At 66.3% G+C, this 17,120-nt stretch carries 11 protein-coding genes; 8 read left to right on the forward strand and 3 right to left on the reverse strand.

Going from position 1 to position 17,120, the window contains the following annotated elements:
• Nucleotides 1-246: 246 nt before the first annotated feature.
• From TSA66_RS24930 to TSA66_RS24945, 4 genes are read left to right on the forward strand one after another with little or no spacing between them, the layout of a single operon-like run.
• Nucleotides 247-1,533, forward strand: coding sequence for an efflux RND transporter periplasmic adaptor subunit (locus TSA66_RS24930; RefSeq protein ID WP_040041981.1), 1,287 nt, complete (start codon nucleotides 247-249; stop codon nucleotides 1,531-1,533).
• A 37-nt stretch (nucleotides 1,534-1,570) separates the two neighbouring features.
• The gene (locus tag TSA66_RS24935) at nucleotides 1,571-4,657 is read left to right on the forward strand and encodes an efflux RND transporter permease subunit (RefSeq protein ID WP_040041982.1); all 3,087 of its coding nucleotides are present in this window, start codon (nucleotides 1,571-1,573) and stop codon (nucleotides 4,655-4,657) included.
• Nucleotides 4,654-7,899 (forward strand): efflux RND transporter permease subunit, encoded by a 3,246-nt coding sequence (locus tag TSA66_RS24940; protein WP_040041983.1) that lies wholly within the window; start codon nucleotides 4,654-4,656, stop codon nucleotides 7,897-7,899. The genes TSA66_RS24935 and TSA66_RS24940 overlap by 4 nt, the downstream gene beginning before the upstream one ends.
• A gap of 1 nt (nucleotide 7,900) precedes the next feature.
• Entirely contained in the window at nucleotides 7,901-9,295 is a 1,395-nt protein-coding gene (locus TSA66_RS24945; protein WP_040041984.1) for an efflux transporter outer membrane subunit, read from the forward strand.
• Between the two features lie 9 nt (nucleotides 9,296-9,304).
• Here TSA66_RS24945 and TSA66_RS24950 read toward each other — a convergent pair whose 3' ends face one another.
• Nucleotides 9,305-10,771, reverse strand: a complete 1,467-nt coding sequence (locus TSA66_RS24950) for an aminotransferase-like domain-containing protein (protein WP_040041985.1) — start codon at nucleotides 10,769-10,771, stop codon at nucleotides 9,305-9,307.
• Nucleotides 10,772-10,920: 149 nt separating this feature from the next.
• Here TSA66_RS24950 and TSA66_RS24955 point away from each other — a divergent pair, with 149 nt between their 5' ends.
• From TSA66_RS24955 to TSA66_RS24970, 4 genes are all read left to right on the forward strand, one after another.
• The gene (locus TSA66_RS24955) at nucleotides 10,921-11,511 is read left to right on the forward strand and encodes a LysE family translocator (protein ID WP_040041986.1); all 591 of its coding nucleotides are present in this window, start codon (nucleotides 10,921-10,923) and stop codon (nucleotides 11,509-11,511) included.
• A gap of 9 nt (nucleotides 11,512-11,520) precedes the next feature.
• Nucleotides 11,521-12,432: a DMT family transporter gene (locus tag TSA66_RS24960; RefSeq protein ID WP_040041987.1), complete on the forward strand. Its 912-nt coding sequence runs from the start codon at nucleotides 11,521-11,523 to the stop codon at nucleotides 12,430-12,432.
• 79 nt (nucleotides 12,433-12,511) lie between these two features.
• The gene (locus TSA66_RS24965) at nucleotides 12,512-12,970 is read left to right on the forward strand and encodes a RidA family protein (protein ID WP_040042996.1); all 459 of its coding nucleotides are present in this window, start codon (nucleotides 12,512-12,514) and stop codon (nucleotides 12,968-12,970) included.
• A gap of 120 nt (nucleotides 12,971-13,090) precedes the next feature.
• Entirely contained in the window at nucleotides 13,091-14,284 is a 1,194-nt protein-coding gene (locus TSA66_RS24970) for an aminotransferase-like domain-containing protein (RefSeq protein ID WP_040041988.1), read from the forward strand.
• A gap of 47 nt (nucleotides 14,285-14,331) precedes the next feature.
• Here the strand turns inward: TSA66_RS24970 and TSA66_RS24975 are convergent, their stop codons facing one another.
• Nucleotides 14,332-14,793 (reverse strand): HIT domain-containing protein, encoded by a 462-nt coding sequence (locus TSA66_RS24975; RefSeq protein WP_040041989.1) that lies wholly within the window; start codon nucleotides 14,791-14,793, stop codon nucleotides 14,332-14,334.
• 9 nt (nucleotides 14,794-14,802) lie between these two features.
• Entirely contained in the window at nucleotides 14,803-17,112 is a 2,310-nt protein-coding gene (gene parC, locus TSA66_RS24980) for a DNA topoisomerase IV subunit A (protein ID WP_040041990.1), read from the reverse strand.
• Nucleotides 17,113-17,120: the final 8 nt, after the last annotated feature.

A 17,120-nucleotide genomic window follows, 5' to 3' on the forward strand; every position in this document is an offset into this window, starting at 1 on the left:
GTTGAAGGATTTCAAGGCCCCGTTTCCCCACCTTTTCGGTATTCCTCCAACACTTCGATACAAATCTCCCGTCCGCTGACAATTTCGGGATACAAAAAACCGCGAACATTGTGCGCAGGCCAACAATCAAACGAACAGCCTCTATTCTCCACGGTAACTCCCGGGCGGAAGGGCAACCCGGCTCCGCAACGACCACACGGGACCGACCGCGGTCCTGCCAACGGCCGGCGCAAGGAATAATAATTAATGAAATTGCAATCGGAAACGTCTCGCGAAGGTATGTTGCCTAAAGGCAGAAGTCACAAATCCCTGATCGGCGTGATTGTCGCGCTGCTGGCACTGGCGGCGCTGGGTGGGCTGGCCTGGTACCTGACGCATCGCCCGGCCGACGGCCCGGCAGGGCCAGGCCCAGGCGCGGGCCGCCGCGGCGGGCCGCCGGCCAGCACGGTCGGCGTGGCGGCAGCCGAACGCGCCGGCCTGCCGGTGATCGTCGAGGCGCTCGGCACGGTGACCGCGACCGCCAACGCGATTGTGCGCGCCAAGGTGTCCGGCGAGCTCAAGCAGATTCATTTCCACGAAGGGCAGATGGTGAAGGCCGGCGAGCTGCTGGCGACCATCGATCCGCGCCAGTTCGAGATGGCGCTGATGCAGGCCAGCGGGCAGCTCCGGCGCGACCAGGCGCAGCTCGAGAATGCGAAACAGACGCTGGCGCGCTACCGCACCTTGCTGGCGCAGGATTCGATCGCGCGCCAGGACGTGGATGTGCAGGCGGCGCTGGTCAGGCAGCTGGAAGGCACGGTGATGACCGACCACGCCGCCGAAGGCACGGCGCGCCTGAATCTCGGCTATACCCGCGTGACCGCGCCGATTGCGGGGCGCATCGGCCTGCGCAGCGCGGACCTCGGCAACGTCGTCGGCCCGAGCGACGCCAACGGCATTGCCGCCATTACCCAGACCGAGCCGATCGATGTCGAATTCGCGGTGCCGCAGGACCGCATCGTCGAACTGCGGCGCCGCATCAACGAGGGCGCCACGCTGCCGGTGAGCGCACTCGACCGCACCCGCACCGAAGTGCTCGATACCGGCAGCTTCCTGGCGATGGACAACCAGGTGGACGTCCAGACCGGCACGGTGAAGGCCAAGGCGCGCTTTGCCAACAGCCAGCATGTGTTGTTTCCCAGCCAGTTCGTCAACGTGCGCCTGCTGCTGCGCACCGTGGAAGACGCCATCGTGGTGCCGGTAGCCGCCGTGCGCCACGGCAGCAGCGGCGATTTCGTCTACGTGTTGAATCCGGCGCAGCACACCGTGGTGCTGCGGCCGGTCACGCGGGGCTTGCTGGCGGGCGACAAGGTGCAGATCGCCTCGGGCCTGGCCGCCGGCGAGCAGGTGATCACAGAAGGCGCCGACCGCTTGAAGGACGGGGCGCGCGTGAACCTGCCGGGCGAGCGGCGCCAGAGCGGGCGCGCGCAGGACGGATCAGGGCAGACGCCGGCGAACGAACGCCGCCGCCGTCGCGAAGCGGCCGGGCAATGAACGGCTTTCTGCGCCGCCCGTATTCATTCAGGAAATCATGAGCCCGTCCCGTCCTTTCATCCTGCGGCCGGTGGCAACCTCGCTGCTGATGCTGGCAATCGTCCTGGCCGGCATCATCGGCTTCAAGTTCCTGCCGCTGTCGGCGCTGCCGCAAGTCGATTTTCCGACCATCCAGGTGCAGACGCTGTACCCGGGCGGCAGCCCGGAAGTCATGAGCCGCACCGTCACCGCGCCGCTGGAACGCCAGTTCGGCCAGATGTCCGGGCTGCAGCGCATGAGTTCCGCCAGCGCCGCCGGCGTCTCCATCGTCACGCTGCAGTTCGGCCTCGGCCAGACGCTGGACGTGGCGGAGCAGGAAGTGCAGGCCGCCATCAATGCCGCCGCCACCCTGATGCCGGCCGACCTGCCGGCGCCGCCCGTGTATGCCAAGGTCAATCCGGCCGACGCGCCGGTGCTGACGCTGGCGATCACGTCCGACACGCTGCCGCTGACCGAGGTGCAAAACATCGTCAACACCCGGCTCGCGCTGAAGATCAGCCAGGTGCCCGGCGTCGGGCTGGTCACGCTGTCCGGCGGCCAGCGCCCGGCGGTGCGCATCCAGGCCGATACCCAATTGCTCGGTTCGTACGGGCTCGGCCTGGACACGCTGCGCACGGCGATTGCGGCAGCCAATACCAACAGCGCCAAGGGCAGCATCGACGGCCCGACGCGCTCCTTTTCCATCAATGCCAACGACCAGCTGCTCACCGCCGAGGATTACAAGAACCTGATTGTCGCCTACCGCAACGGCGCGCCGGTAAGGCTGTCGAACGTGGCGCAAGTGGTCGACAGCGCGGAAAACGTGCGGCTTGCGGCCTGGTCCGGGCTGAAGCCGGCGATCATCCTGAACGTGCAGCGCCAGCCGGGCGCGAACGTGATTGCGACGGTCGACGCGATCAAGGCGCGCCTGCCGGAATTGCAGGCCGCTCTGCCGGGGGCGCTGCATGTCGACGTGCTCAGCGACCGCACCGCCGGCATCCGCGCCTCGGTCGAGCATGTTGAGATCGAGCTGGTGCTGGCGGTGCTGCTGGTGGTGCTGGTGATCTTCGCCTTCCTGCACGATTTGCGCGCCACGGTGATCGCCAGTCTCGCGGTGCCGATCTCGCTGATCGGCGCCTGCGGCGTGATGTACTTGCTCGGTTACAGCCTGAACAACCTGAGCCTGATGGCGCTGACGATCGCGACCGGCTTCGTGGTCGACGATGCGATCGTGATGATCGAAAACATCTCGCGCTACATCGAGCAGGGAGAGCGGCCGATGGAAGCGGCACTGAAGGGCGCGGCCCAGATCGGCTTCACCATCATTTCGCTCACGGTGTCGCTGATCGCGGTCTTGATTCCCCTCCTGTTCATGGGCGACGTGGTGGGGCGGCTGTTCCGCGAGTTTGCGGTGACGCTCGCGATCACCATCCTGATTTCCGCCGTGGTGTCGCTGACGCTGGTGCCGATGATGTCGGCGCGCTGGCATTCCGCGCCGCAAGGCGGGCGGTACGGCTTCGGCGCGCGCATGCAGAGCGCGTTCGACCGCGTGATCCATCGCTACGACCTCGCGCTGCAATGGGTGCTGGAGCGCCAGCCGCTCACGCTGCTGGTGGCGGTCGCGACGCTGGCGCTCACCGTTCTGCTGTACATCCTGATCCCGAAGGGCCTGTTTCCGGTGCAGGACACAGGCCAGCTGCAGGCGCGGGTGGAAGCGGCCGAATCGGTGTCGTTCGAGCGCATGGCGCAGCTGCAGCAGCAAGCCGCCGGCGCGATCCTGGAAGACCCGGATGTCGCCTCGCTCAGTTCGCTGGTCGGCGTCGATGCCGCCAGCAACGCCATGCTGCATACCGGCAGCATGCTGATCAACCTGAAGCCGGGCAGAAGCAACAGCCAGCAGCAAACCATGGAGCGCCTGCGCGAGCGCGTCGCGCAGGTGGCCGGCCTCAAGCTGTACCTGCAGCCGACGCAGGACCTGACGATCGACGCCGAAACTGGCCCGACGCAGTACCGCGTCTCGCTCGAAGGCGCCGACAATGCCACCGTGGTGCAGTGGGCCACGCGCCTGGCGCAGCGCATGCAGGCGTCGGGCGAACTGCGCAACGTGGTGTCGGACGCGGGAGCGGCCGGCGTGGCCGCCTTCGTCAACATCGACCGCGACACCGCCGCGCGCCTGTCGGTGTCGGCGGCGTCGATCGACGACGCTCTCTACAGCGCCTTCGGCCAGCGCATCATCTCGACCATCTTCACCCAGACCAACCAGTACCGCGTGATCCTGGAAGCGCGGCCCGACATGGCCACGCCCGATGCGCTCGGCCTGCTGCCGCTGCGTACCGGTTCCGGCAAGACCACGCCGCTATCGGCTCTTGCCAATATCCGGGAGCAGCCGGCGCCCTTGCAGATCACCCATGTGGCGCAATACCCGGCTACCACCATCGGTTTCGATCCCGCTTCCGGCGTGGCGCTGGGCAATGCGGTCGACGCCATCCGCCAGGCGGCGAAAGACGTCGGCCTGCCGCCGGCGGTCAGCCTGACCTTCCTCGGCGCGGCCGGCGCCTACCAGGCGTCGCTGTCCAACCAGCTGTGGCTGATCCTGGCCGCGGTGGTGTGCGTGTACATCGTGCTCGGCGTGCTGTACGAGAGCTACATCCACCCGCTCACGATCCTGTCGACGCTGCCGTCGGCCGGCGTGGGCGCGCTGCTGGCGCTAATGATCAGCGGGCACGACCTGGGCGTGATCGGCATCATCGGCATCATCCTCCTTATCGGCATCGTGAAGAAGAACGCGATCATGATGATCGACTTCGCCATCGACGCCGAGCGCAACGAGGGCAAGCCGCCGCGCGAGGCGATCCGTCAGGCTGCGCTGCTGCGTTTCAGGCCGATCCTGATGACGACGCTGGCCGCGCTGTTCGCCGCCTTGCCATTAATGTTCGGCTGGGGCGAGGGGGCGGAGCTGCGCCGTCCGCTCGGCCTGGCGATCTTCGGCGGCCTGATCGTGAGCCAGCTGCTCACGCTGTTCACCACGCCGGTGATCTATCTCGCATTCGACCGGCTCGGCCAGCGCTGGTCAGGCCGGCGCGCCGCCGCCGGGAGCGCGCAATGAACCTGTCCGCGCCCTTCGTGCGGCGGCCGGTCGCCACCGTGCTGCTGACCATCGGCCTGGCGCTTGCCGGCATCGCGGCCTTTTTCGTGCTGCCGGTGTCGCCGCTGCCGCAAGTCGATTTCCCGGCCATCTCGGTCAGCGCCAACGTTCCCGGCGCCAGCCCGGAGACCATGGCCACCAGCGTCGCCACGCCGCTGGAGCGGCGGCTCGGGATCATCGCCGGCGTCAATGAAATGACGTCTTCCAGCGGCAACGGCTCGACCCGCATCAACCTGCAGTTCGACCTCAGCCGCAAGATCGACTCCGCCGCGCGCGAAGTGCAGGCCGCCATCAACGCGGCACGCGCCGACCTGCCTGCCACGCTGCGCGGCAATCCGACCTACCGCAAGATCAATCCGTCGGACGCGCCGGTGCTGATCCTGGCGCTGACATCGCCGACCCGTTCCCCCGGCCAGGTCTATGAGGAAGTGGCGAACCTGGTGCAGCAGAAGCTGGCCCAGGTGCAGGGCGTCGGGGATGTGGAACTGGGCGGCGGCTCGCTGCCGGCGGTGCGGGTCGAGCTGCTGCCGTTCGCGCTCAGCCGCAACGGCATCAGCATGGAAGACGTGCGCGCGGCGATCCAGGCAGCCAGCGCCGACCGGCCCAAGGGCGCGGTCGAAGGCGAGGGACGGCGCCTGCAGATTTACACCAAGGCCGGCGCCGGCCGCAGCCGGCCCACGGCGGCCGATTACCGCAACCTGGTGGTGGCCTGGCGCAACGGCGCCGGAGTGCGGCTGGGCGATGTCGCGCAAGTCGTCGACAGCGTCGAGGACACGCACACGCTCGGCCTGTTCAACGGCCAGCCGGCGGTGATCGTGCTGATCACCCGCCAGCCGGGCGCCAACGTGATCGAGACCGTGGACCGCGTGCGCGCGCTGCTGCCCGCGCTGCAGGCGCAGCTGCCGGCCGACGTGCGGCTGCAGGTGGCGTCGGACCGCACCAATTCGATCCGCGCGTCGCTCCACGAAATCGAGCTCACGCTGGTGATCGCGCTGGCGCTGGTGGTGCTGGTCGTGAGTGCCTTCCTGCGCAGCGCGCGCGCCACGCTCATTCCGGCGGTGGCGACCGTGGTCTCGCTGCTCGGCACCTTCGGCATCATGTACCTGCTGGGGTTCAGCCTGAACAACCTGAGCCTGATGGCGCTGACGGTGGCCACCGGCTTCGTGGTGGACGACGCGATCGTGGTGCTGGAGAACACCAGCCGGCACATCGAAGCCGGCATGGACCGCTTCCGCGCGGCGCTGCTGGGCGCGCGCGAGGTCGGCTTCACCGTGCTGTCGATCAGCCTGTCGCTGGTGGCGGTGTTCATCCCGCTCTTGTTCATGGGCGGCCAGGTGGGGCGGCTGTTTCGCGAATTCGCGGTGACGCTGTCGGCCGCGGTCATGATTTCGATGGTCATTTCGCTGACCACCACGCCGATGATGTGCGCGTGGCTGCTCAAGCCCGGCGCGAATGCGCGTGCGCCGGGCAGGGTGGCGCGCTTCTTCGAGCGCGGCTTTGACCATATGCTGCGCACGTACGGGCGCAGCCTGGACTGGGCGCTGCGCCACCGCTGGCTGATCATGCTGATCCTGGCTGCGGTGGTCGGCCTCAACGTCTACCTGTTCATCGCCGCGCCCAAGGGCTTCTTCCCGCAGCAGGATACCGGCCAGCTCAACGGCGGCCTGCGCGCCGACGAGAGCATTTCCTTCCAGGCGATGCAGGGCAAGCTGCGCCAGCTGGTCGATGTCATCCGGCGCGATCCGGCCGTCGAGACGGTGGTCGGATTTACGGGCGGTGCGCGCGCCGGCGGCGGCTTCGTGTTCGTCAACCTCAAACCCGTGTCCGAGCGCAAGGACAGCGGACAGGCGGTGATCTCGCGGCTGCGCCCGCAACTGGCGCGCATCAGCGGCGTGAGCCTGTTCCTGAACCCGGTGCAGGACGTGCGCATGGGCGGCCGACAGAGCACGGCAACCTACCAGTACACGCTCAAGAGCGACAACAGCGCCGATCTCAAGCGCTGGGCGGCGCGCCTGGCCGACGCCATGAAGCGCCAGCCGGCCCTGACCGATGTCGACACCGACCAGCAGGAAAACGGCGTCGAGACGTTCGTCGACGTCGACCGCGACAGCGCCGCGCGGCTTGGCGTCACCATGCGCGATGTCGACAATGCGCTGTACAACGGATTCGGCCAGCGCCAGGTGGCGACCATCTATGACGAGCTGAACCAGTACCACGTGATCATGGAAATTGATCAGGAATACGCGCGCAGCACGCAGGCGCTGAGCGATATCTACGTTCCGGCCAGCGGCAATGCGCAAAGCGCGACGGCCAGTACCAGCGGAACCAGTGGTGCCGCGGCCGGTGCCACGCAGGTCATCAACCCCGCGCTGCGCGACCAGGCAAGCGGCCAGGCGATCAGCACGGTGCCGGCCACCATGGTGCCGTTGGCCGCGTTCGCCCGCTTCGCCGAACGGGCCACGCCTGCCTCGGTCAGCCACCAGGATGCCGAACTGGCGACCACCGTGTCCTTTAATCTGGCTGATGGGCGCAACTTGGGCGATGCGCAGGCGTCGATCGCCCAGGCCGAGGCCGACATCGGCATGCCGGCCAACGTGCGCGGCAGCTTCCAGGGCACCGCCCGCAGCTACCAGGAGTCGCAGTCGCAGCAGCCGCTGCTGATCGCGGCGGCGCTGGTGGTGATCTACATCGTGCTCGGCATCCTGTACGAAAGCCTGGTGCATCCGGTGACGGTGCTGTCGACGCTGCCGTCGGCCGGCGTGGGAGCGGTGCTGGCGCTGCTGATGTTCAGGATGGAGTTTTCCATCATCGCGCTGATCGGCGTGTTCCTGCTGATCGGGATCGTGAAGAAGAACGCGATCCTGATCATCGACTTCGCCCTCGATGCCGAACGCGCGCGCGGACTGTCGCCGCTGGAGGCGGTGCGCCAGGCCTGCCTGCTGCGCTTCCGGCCGATCCTGATGACGACGCTGGCCGCCGCGCTGGGCGCGCTGCCGCTGGCGATCGGCTTCGGCGAAGGCGCCGAACTGCGCCGCCCGCTCGGCGTGGCGATCATCGGCGGGCTGGTCGCTTCCCAGCTGCTCACGCTGCTGACCACCCCGGTCGTCTACCTGCTGCTCGACAAGCTGCGGCGACGCGGCACCTCCGAACGCCATCTGGCCCACATCGAGGTCGAGCGTGCGCCGGGTACGGAACCCATCTGACATGAAGACATCCATGCGTCATTTATCTCTTTCACTGCTGGCCCTGTTCCTGGGCGGCTGCGCCCTGAGTCCGGTGTACGAGCGCCCGGCCACGCCGCAGCCGGCGGCATTCAAGGAAGCGCAGGGCTGGGTGCCGGCCGTGCCGGCCGACGCGCTCGAGCGCGGCCCATGGTGGGGCCTGTTCGACGATCCCGTGCTGAACCGGCTGGAAGCTGCCGTCGAAGTATCGAACCAGAATATCGCCGTCGCCACCGCCGCCTACGCGCAGGCGCGCGCGCTGGTGCAGCAGCAGCGCGCTTCCCTGTTCCCGGTGGTGTCGCTCGACGGCAGCGCGAAACGTTCCGGGGGCGGCACGACGACCGGTGCCAGCCGCAACAGCGTGCAGCTGAACATAGGCGCGAGCTGGGAGCCCGACGTCTGGGGCCGGCTGCGCGGCGCCGTCGACAGCGCCGGCGCCAGTGCCCAGGCCAGCGCCGCCGACCTGGCTTCGGCCACCTTGGCGGCGCAGGGCGAGCTGGCGGCGAACTATTTTTCATTGCGCCAGGCCGACGCGCAGGCGGCGCTGCTGCGCGACACGATCGCCGGCTACGACCGCGCTCTGCAGATCGCCCGCAATCGCTACGCGGTCGGCGTCGCCACCAAGACCGACGTGCTGCAGGCCGAAACGCAGCTGGCCAACGCGCGCGCCGATGAAGCGGGGCTGGCGCGCCAGCGCGCGCAGCTCGAACATGCGATTGCGGTCCTGCTCGGCAAGGCGCCGGCGGAATTCGCGCTCGCCCCCGCGCCCTGGTCGGCGACCGTGCCGCAGGTTCCGGTCGGCGTGCCGTCGACGCTGCTGCAGCGGCGGCCCGACATCGCCGCGGCCGAGCGGCGCGTGGCTGCCGCTAACGAGCAGATCGGCATTGCGCGCGCGGCTTATTTCCCCAGTCTCGGATTGAATGCGGCCTACGGCTCGTCCGGCACGCGCGTGGCGGACCTGTTCGGCGCGGCCGGCAGCCTGTGGTCGCTCGGCCTGTCGGCCACGCAGACGCTGTTCAACGCCGGTGCCACCGGCGCGCGGGTGGACCAGGCGCGCGCCGCGCGCGAGCAGGCGGTGGCGCGTTACCGGCAGACGGTGCTGACCGCGTTCCAGGATGTCGAGGACCAGCTGGCGGCAGCGCAGGTTTTGGCGCGCCAGCAAGCATTGCGACAGCAGGCGTCACAGGCAGCCGACGAGGCCGAGGCGCTGATGCTCAACCGCTACCGGGCAGGGCAGGTGAGTTTTTCCGAGGTCGTCAGCGCACAGGCAAGCGCGCTCAGCGCGCGGCGCGCCCTGGTGCAGGCGCAGGCCGACCGGCAGACGGCGGCGATTGCGCTGATCCAGGCGCTCGGAGGCGGGTGGCACGAGCGCCCGTGACGTAGTGCTTCAGGATGCCGTGCCGATGTGCTTCTCCAGAAAGCGCAGCATCCCTGCATCCCCCATGTTCGCCACATTCACCCGCATGCGCGTCGACGGCAGCTGGCTGGGCGAGAACAGGCTGCCCGGCGCCAGCAGGTAACCTTCCTGCATCGCCTTCTCGGTCAGCACGTTGGTGTCGCAGCCGGCATCGGCCCACACGAACATGCCGGCCGGCGTGGCGATATCGACGGCCAGGCCGACGCGCTCCATCTGCTTGACGGTCTTGTCGCGCACGCCGTCGAGCTTGCCGCGCAGGCGGTCGACGTGCTTGCGGTAGTGTCCTTCGGACAGGATCTTGTAGACCACCCGCTCGCCGATGTCGGACGTGGTCAGCGTGCTGAGCATCTTGCGGTCCGACAGCCTAATCGCCATCTCGGGCGAGGTGGCGATGAAGCCCACGCGCAGGTTGGCCGCCAGCGTCTTGGAAAAGCCGCCGAGGTAGATCACGCGATTCAACTGATCGAGCGCGGCGATGCGCGTGGCCGGCTGCACGGCGCTGCCTGGATGCAGGTCGCAGTAGATATCGTCTTCCACGATCGTGAAGTCGTGCTGCTCGGCGATCTTGAGGATCTGGAACGCCTTGGCCGCCGACAGCGAGGTCGAAGTCGGATTGTGCAGCACCGAGTTGATGACATAGAACTTCGGCCGGTGCAGCGCGGCCAGTTCGGCCAGCTTCGCAATGTCGGGGCCATCCGGCAGGCGCGGAATGCCGACCACTTTCGCGCCGTGCGCGGCGAACGAGCCGAACATCAGGAACCACGCGGGATCGTCGACGAAGATCGTGTCGCCGGGCGAGGCGAATTGACGCGCGATCAAGTCGAGCGCCTGGGTGACGCCGGACGTGGTCACGATCTGCTCGGGCGTGGCGGCGATCTCCAGCTCGGCCAGCTTCAGCTGCAACTGCTGGCGCAGCGGCAGCCAGCCTTGTGGATTGCCATATTGCAGCAGCAGCGTCTGGCATTGCCGGCTGATTGCGCGCAAGCCGTTCGCCACCATCTCGCCGTCCAGCCACGCATTGGGCAGCAGGCCGGAGCCCGGCGTCTGCTGCGCGGGATACTGGCGGAACATGTTACGCACCAGCCAGACCACATCGAGCTGCTGCGACGCGGCCTCCACCACGCGCGCGCTGCCGGCGGCGGTCATCGGCGAGCGTTCGCGCACATAGAAGCCCGAGCCGCGCCGCGACTCCAGGTAACCCTTGGCGACCAGCCGGTCGTAGGCTTCCACCACGGTAAAGCGCGACACGCGCTGCTGTTCGGCGAATTCGCGGATGGACGGCATGCGCGCGCCGCTGCGCAGCAGCTTGTCGTCGATGCGCGCTTCGATCGAGCGCACGATCTGGTCGACCAGCGATTCGCCGGAGTCGCGCGACAGGACTTGTGGCGCGGCGATGGCGAGCGCGGCGCTTTTGCGAGAGGAAGCTGTATTGGTCATCTTGCCGTAACAGTTATTGGATTTATTTGATGAACTGTACTGGTACTGTACTGGATTCGTCGATTAGGATAGTTCAACCATCCACATTTCGCAATCGACGCCGCAGCGGGAGGGCGCGCCGATTGCCATGCAGAACTAATAGAGAAAACATGGAGACCCTGCTGCCACTGGCGTTATTCGCCTTCGTATCGTCCATCACGCCCGGCCCGAACAACATCATGCTGACGTCGTCCGGCATCCTGTTCGGCTTCGCGCGCTCGCTTCCCCACATGCTGGGCATTACCTTCGGGTTCGGCGTCTTGCTGGCGCTGTGTGCGGCCGGCATCGGCAGCCTGATTCTCGCCGTGCCGGCGATGCATCTGGCACTGAAGGTGCTGGGCTCGGCTTATCTGGTGTATCTGGCGTGGCAGTTGCGCGGCATGGCGTTCACGCAGGACGAGCATAAGGATGCCAGGCCGATGTCCTTTCTCGGCGCCGCGATGTTCCAGTTCGCCAATCCAAAGGCATGGGTCATGGCCGTCACCGGCGCCTCCGCCTTTTTGCCGCTGATACAGCCGGTCTGGCTGGCGATCGCCGTGTTCTGTGCCGTGTTTTGCGTGATTAATTTCCCCTGCATCAGCGTCTGGGCCGGCACCGGCGCCGCGCTCGGCCGTTATTTGGCGCAGGCGCTGTGGCAGCGCGTATTTTGCGCGGTGATGGTGTTGCTGACGTTGTATTCGGCCGCCGCGATCTGGTTGTAGGAGGCGGACATGCGGACTGCATTAACTCAGGAAACGCGCGGCATGTGGCTCGGCGCAATCGGTGTCGCCATTTTCAGCCTGACCTTGCCGTTTACCCGGATGGCGGTGGCCGAACTGAACCCGGTGCTGGTGGCGCTGGGGCGGGCGGTGGTGGCGGCAGGCGCCTCCGTGCTGCTGCTGTGGCGGCTCAAGGCGCCGCGCCCCACGGCGTCTCAGGCGCGCGCGCTTCTGGTCACCGCTCTCGGCGTGGTGATCGGCTTTCCCGTCCTGTCGTCGATCGCCATGCGCGACGTGCCGGCGTCGCACGGCGCCATCGTGATCGGCGTGCTGCCGCTGGCGACCGCGCTGTTCGGCGCATTGCGCTTCGGCGAGCGGCCATCGGCCGGCTTCTGGATCGCGGCCGCCGCCGGCAGCGCGCTCGTCATCGGCTTTGCGCTGTGGCAGGGCGGTGGTGCCGTGCATGCCGCAGATCTGGCGCTGTTTGGGGCGGTGATCGCCGCCGCCATGGGCTATGCAGAAGGTGCCCGGCTGTCGCAGGCAATGGGCGGCCAGCAGGTGATTTCCTGGGCGCTGGTACTGTCGCTGCCGGTGCTGCTACCGGCCACCGTATGGCTCGGCTGGCGCTACGGCATCAGCGCTTCGCCCAAGGCATGGCTGGGGTTCGGCTACGTGTCGTTGTTTTCCATGTTTATCGGATTCTTTTTTTGGTATAAAGGGCTGGCCCTGGGTGGCATCGCGCGGGTAGGGCAGGTGCAGCTGCTGCAGCCATTTCTCACGCTGCTCGGCGCCAGCCTGATCCTGGGGGAAGCGCTGATTGCGGACACCATCGTGTTCGCGCTGGCCGTGCTCGCCGTCGTAGCCGCTGGCCGGCGCATGAGTATCCGGCGGCCGGAGATCAGGCGGCCGGTGAACCCGGGATGAGGGTAAAATCGACGTCTTTTCCCGACTTTTCCCTCTTCGCCACAGAGAAGAAACCGAACAAACCAGATTGGAGCGCACCGTGTCCTGCTACGAAAAACTGAAAGCCCTCAATATCGAATTGCCGGCAGTGGCCTCGCCGGCAGCCGCTTACGTGATGTACGCGCAAACCGGCAATACCGTTTTCCTGTCAGGCCATATCGCCAAGAAGGACGGCAAGCCCTGGGTTGGCCAGCTCGGCAAGAACATGACGACCGACGAGGGCAAACAGGCCGCGCGCGCCGTCGCCATCGACTTGATCGCCACCCTGCAGGCAGCCTGCGGCGGCGACCTCAAGCGCGTGAAACGCATCGTCAAGGTGATGAGCCTGGTTAATTCCACTTCGGATTACACCGAGCAGCACCTCGTGACCAATGGCGCCTCCGAGCTGTTCGGCGATGTGTTCGGCGAGCAGGGCAAACATGCGCGCTCCGCCTTCGGCGTGGCGCAAATCCCGCTGGGCGCGTGCGTGGAAATCGAATTGATCGCCGAGATTGCGTAAGCGCTGCGGCCAGGAATTTCAATATCGGATGGCGCCTATCCGGTGCCGTTCCTGAGCGGCCCGCCACAAGCGGTCCTGACAACAAGGCGCACGACGCCATCAACATACAGTGAGGCAAGCATGAAAATGGAAAACCCGACACCGATTCAATGGCAGTTTTCGCAACGCGCGCAAAAACTTGAAAGTTCCGTCATCCGTGAAATCCTGAAGGTCACGGTACGCCCGGAAGTGATTTCGTTCGCCGGCGGCCTGCCGTCGCCTGCCACCTTCCCGGTGGAGCGCATGCGCGCCGCGTTCGATTCCGTGCTGTCGCGCGAGGGCAAGGTCGCCCTGCAATATGGCCCGTCCGACGGCTACGCCCCGCTGCGTGAATGGATCGCGAATTCACTGTCGGCCGACGGCGCAAAGATCGTGCCGGAACAGGTGCTGATGGTGTCGGGCTCGCAGCAGGGGCTCGATTTGCTGGCCAAAGTGCTGATCGACGAAGGAAGCAAGGTGCTGGTCGAGACACCCAGCTATCTCGGCGCACTGCAGGCGTTTTCCGTGTATCAGCCAGAGTTCGTGTCGGTGCCGACCGACGAACATGGCTTGCTGCCGGATCAGGTGGCAGATATCGGACAAGGTGCGCGCCTGTTGTATGCGCTGCCGAATTTCCAGAACCCGACCGGCCGCACGCTGCCGGTGGAACGTCGCGTCGCGCTGGTGGAAACCTGCGCGCGCCTGGGGCTGCCGCTGATCGAGGACGATCCGTACGGCGCGCTCAGCTACCGCGGTGAGCCGCTGCCGAAAATGATCGGCATGAACCCGAACGGTGTCATTTACATGGGCTCCTTCTCGAAGGTGCTCACGCCCGGCATTCGACTGGGCTACGTGGTGGCGCCGCTGCCGTTGGTGCGCAAGCTGGAGCAGGCCAAGCAGGCCGCTGATCTGCATACCGCGCAGCTGACGCAGATGGTGGTGCATGAAGTCGTGAAGGACGGCTTCCTGGCAGAACACATCCCGACCATCCGCAAGCTTTACGCGGACCAGTGCGCGGCGATGCAGGCGGCGCTCACCGAATACTTCCCGTCATCGGTAACGTGGACGAAGCCGGAAGGCGGCATGTTTATCTGGGTCACGCTGCCCAAGCATATCGACAGCATGAAGCTCCTGGACGAGGCGATTGCACAGAACGTCGCGTTCGTTCCCGGTGCGCCGTTCTATGCGAATGCGCCGCAGCAGAATACGCTGCGCCTGAGCTTCGTGACCGTGCCGCCGGAGAAGATCCGGGAAGGGATTGCGAAGCTGGGCAAGCTGATTGCGGCGAAAATCTAGGCACGCTGCTCTCCCTTTCGCGCGGGCGAAAGGGAGAATCAGGCTCGTTAATTTGCCCGGACGCCGTCCAGCAAATTCCGCACATAGGCCGCATCCCGTGCCATCCGGCGCTTGCGCCCCAGGTAAGACAGCGGGTTGAAGAAGCGCGTAAAAAAACGCCATATCACCCACAGCGAATCGCCGTTCCTGCGCGGCACCACATGCAGATGCACATGCGGCACATGCTGGTTGGCCGCCTTGCCGTTATTGAGCATCAGGTTGGTCGCGGGGATCTCTTTATTCTTGCGCAACGCGGACGAAAACTCGGCGCCGAGCCGGAACAGGTGCGTCACGGTCTGCGCCGGCAGTTCCTCGATATGTTGCGCATGCAGGTGCGGGATCAGCAGCAGGTGGCCGCGCGTGACGGGAAACGCGTCGAGCAGGGCAATGCAGGACTCGTCGCGATAGACGACTTCCGCCGGCAGCCTGCCCGCCAGGATTTCGCAAAACACGCACTTGCCGCTCGCCATGGCGTCTCCTTATATCGCCGTCAGCGCGCCAGGCTTGATCTTCGATTCCAGCGCCTTTCCCTTGCGAGCGCGCTTGCCGATATGCTCGGCCAGCGCCGACGCCGACAGGTTCAGCTGCTGCGCCTTGCCGCCGCGCCCGATGCCGGACACGGTCACCCCTTTCTGGCTGATCGGCTGGGTGGCCACCAGTTTCTCGTTCTTCTCCAGCTCCATCAGGATCACGCCGCGGCCGCCGCCGGATAGCGTCTTGATTTCATCCAGGCCGAACACCAGCAGGCGTCCTTTCTCGGACAGGCAGGCAATCGCGCTGGCATTGTCAGCGACCACGCGCGGCGCCAGCGGCTCGTCGCCTTCATCGAGCGTGATGAAGGCCTTGCCGGCCTTGATGCGGCTGACCATGTCGCCGGCCCTGGCAGTGAAGCCATAACCGGCCGTCGACGCCAGCAGCAATGGCGTGTCGGCCGGCCCCGCGAAGTAGTGCAGCAAGCGCGTGCCGCTGGCCAGTTCCACCAGGGTCGTCACCGGCACGCCGTCGCCGCGCGCGCCCGGCAGGGCCGATACCGCCATTGAATAGATGCGGCCGTTGGAGCCGAACGCGAGCAGGGTGTCGACCGTGCGGCACTCGAAGGTGCCGTACAGGCTGTCGCCGGCCTTGAAGGTAAACTGCGCGGGATCGTGGCCGTGGCCGGTACGCGCGCGCACCCAGCCTTTTTGCGAGATCACCACCGTGACCGGCTCGTCGATCACCTTCTGTTCGATGCTGGCGCGTTCCGCTTCCTCGATCAGCGTGCGGCGCGCGTCGCCGAACTGCTTGGCGTCGCCTTCGATTTCCTTGATCACCAGCTTCTTCATCGACGCCGGGTTGTCGAGCAAGTCGTGCAGCGTTTCCTTTTCCTTGCGCAGCTCGGACAGCTCCTGCTGGATCTTGATTGCTTCCAGTCGTGCCAACTGGCGCAGTCGGATTTCGAGAATGTCTTCGGCCTGCCGGTCGGACAATTTGAACGCCTGCATCAGCGCCGGTTTCGGCTCGTCCGATTCGCGGATGATCTTGATCACCTTGTCGATGTTCAGCAGCACCGCCTCGCGGCCTTCCAGGATGTGGATGCGGTCGTCGACCTTCTGCAGCCTGAATTGCGTGCGGCGCGTGATCGTGACAAAGCGGAAATCGATCCACTCGCGCAGGATCTGGCCCAGGCCCTTCTGGCGCGGGCGGCCGTCGCCGCCGATCATCACCAGGTTGAGCGACGCGCCCGACTCCAGCGAGGTATTCGCCAGCAGGATGTTCATGAACTCGGTCTGATCCTGGTTCTTCGACTTCGGTTCGAGCACCAGGCGCACCGGCGCATCCTTTCCGGATTCGTCGCGCACCGTGTCGAGCACCGACAGGATCATCTGCTTTTGCGCCAGCTGTTCCGGCAGCAGCGACTTCTTGCCAGCCTTGACCTTCGGGTTGGTCAGCTCCTCGATTTCTTCCAGCACCTTTTGCGAGGACGTTCCCGGTGGCAGTTCCGTCACCACCGCTTGCCACTGCCCGCGCGCCAGGTCTTCGATCTTCCAGCGCGCGCGCACCTTCAGCGTGCCGCGCCCGTTTTCATACATTTCGGAAATCGTGGAAGTCGGCGTGATGATCTGCCCGCCGCCCGGGAAGTCCGGGCCGGGAATGTAGGCCATAAGGTCGGCATGCGACAGGTTCGGGTTGCGGATCAGCGCGACCGCCGCCTTTGCCACTTCCGTCAGGTTATGCGACGGGATCTCGGTCGCCAGACCGACCGCGATGCCGGAGGCGCCGTTGAGCAGCACGAACGGCAGACGCGCGGGCAGCAGTTTTGGCTCCTCGGCCGTGCCGTCGTAGTTCGGCTGGAAATCGACGGTGCCCATGTCGATTTCATCGAGCAGCAATCTGGAGATCGGCGTCAGGCGTGCTTCGGTGTAGCGCATCGCCGCCGCACCGTCGCCGTCGCGCGAGCCGAAGTTGCCCTGACCGTCGATCAGCGGATAGCGCAGCGAGAAATCCTGCGCCATGCGCACCAGCGCGTCGTACACCGACTGGTCGCCGTGCGGATGCAGCTTGCCGAGCACGTCGCCCACCACCGCGGCGGATTTGCGCGGCTTGGCGGTCGCGTTCAGGCCGAGCTCATGCATCGCATACAGGATGCGCCGCTGCACCGGCTTCTGGCCGTCGGCCACGTCCGGCAGCGCGCGTCCCTTGACCACCGAGATTGCGTAATCGAGGTAGGCGCGTTCGGCAAAGGTCGCCAGCGTCAGCGATTCGCCGTCGCCCGACGGCATTTCATCAAACAGGGAAGCTTGTTCAGTCATTGTGGTTC

The sequence above is a fragment of the Noviherbaspirillum autotrophicum genome (genome assembly GCF_000818395.1).
Taxonomy (GTDB): Bacteria; Pseudomonadota; Gammaproteobacteria; order Burkholderiales; family Burkholderiaceae_D; genus Noviherbaspirillum; species Noviherbaspirillum autotrophicum.

Coding starts and splice junctions, on each gene's coding strand:
- TSA66_RS24940 (WP_040041983.1), top strand. CDS start 4,654: ATGAACCTGTCCGCGCCCTTCGTGCGGCGGCCGGTCGCCACCGTGCTG.
- TSA66_RS24950 (WP_040041985.1), bottom strand. CDS start 10,771: ATGACCAATACAGCTTCCTCTCGCAAAAGCGCCGCGCTCGCCATCGCC.
- TSA66_RS24970 (WP_040041988.1), top strand. CDS start 13,091: ATGAAAATGGAAAACCCGACACCGATTCAATGGCAGTTTTCGCAACGC.
- TSA66_RS24960 (WP_040041987.1), top strand. CDS start 11,521: ATGCGGACTGCATTAACTCAGGAAACGCGCGGCATGTGGCTCGGCGCA.
- TSA66_RS24935 (WP_040041982.1), top strand. CDS start 1,571: ATGAGCCCGTCCCGTCCTTTCATCCTGCGGCCGGTGGCAACCTCGCTG.
- parC (WP_040041990.1), bottom strand. CDS start 17,112: ATGACTGAACAAGCTTCCCTGTTTGATGAAATGCCGTCGGGCGACGGC.
- TSA66_RS24945 (WP_040041984.1), top strand. CDS start 7,901: ATGAAGACATCCATGCGTCATTTATCTCTTTCACTGCTGGCCCTGTTC.
- TSA66_RS24975 (WP_040041989.1), bottom strand. CDS start 14,793: ATGGCGAGCGGCAAGTGCGTGTTTTGCGAAATCCTGGCGGGCAGGCTG.
- TSA66_RS24930 (WP_040041981.1), top strand. CDS start 247: ATGAAATTGCAATCGGAAACGTCTCGCGAAGGTATGTTGCCTAAAGGC.
- TSA66_RS24955 (WP_040041986.1), top strand. CDS start 10,921: ATGGAGACCCTGCTGCCACTGGCGTTATTCGCCTTCGTATCGTCCATC.